Below are 690 nucleotides of genomic sequence, written 5' to 3' on the forward strand. Positions count from 1 at the left end.
CGTGGGCTCGGTGACCGTCGATCAGGAACTGATGGAGGCGGCCGATCTGCTCGAAGGCGAGCAGGTCACCATCGTCGACATCGACAACGGTGCGCGGCTGGAGACCTACGTGATCACCGGCGAGCGGGGAAGTGGCGTCATCGGAATCAATGGGGCTGCAGCGCATTTGGTGAACCCGGGTGATCTGGTCATCCTGATCGCCTACGGGGTCATGAACGAGCAGGAGGTTGCCGACTACGCACCCCGGGTGGTGTTCGTCGACGAGAAGAACCGGCCGGTCGAGCTGGGTAGCGATCCGGCGCACGCACCCGCGGGCTCGGGTCTGATCACGCCGCGCGATCTGCGGGCCGATTCCGTGCTGGTCTGATTCGATGCTCCTCGCGATCGATGTGCGCAACACCAGCACGGTGGTCGGGCTCTTCACCGGCACCGGTGATCACTCGAAGCTGCTGCGCGACTGGCGCATTCGGACCGATCCTCATGTGACGGCCGACGAGTTCGCGCTGATGTTGCGTGGATTGCTCGGAGCCGACGCGGAACAGATCACCGGCATCACCGCCCTGTCGACGGTGCCGTCGGTGCTGCGCGAGATGCGCACCATGCTCGTGCGCTACTGGGATCATGTGCTGCATGTGGTCGTCGAACCCGGCGTGCGGACCGGAGTGCCACTGCTGGTGGACAATCCCAAAG

At 64.6% G+C, this 690-nt stretch carries 2 protein-coding genes; both read left to right on the forward strand.

Annotated elements, in window-relative coordinates:
- A partial coding sequence (gene panD / locus NB037_RS19355) for an aspartate 1-decarboxylase (protein ID WP_251948707.1) occupies nt 1-367 on the forward strand: 367 nt, incomplete at its 5' end.
- Nucleotides 368-371: 4 nt separating this feature from the next.
- A partial coding sequence (locus NB037_RS19360; RefSeq protein WP_251948711.1) for a type III pantothenate kinase occupies nt 372-690 on the forward strand: 319 nt, incomplete at its 3' end.

The sequence above is a fragment of the Rathayibacter rubneri genome, from assembly GCF_023743255.1.
Classification (GTDB): Bacteria; Actinomycetota; Actinomycetes; order Actinomycetales; family Microbacteriaceae; genus Rathayibacter; species Rathayibacter rubneri.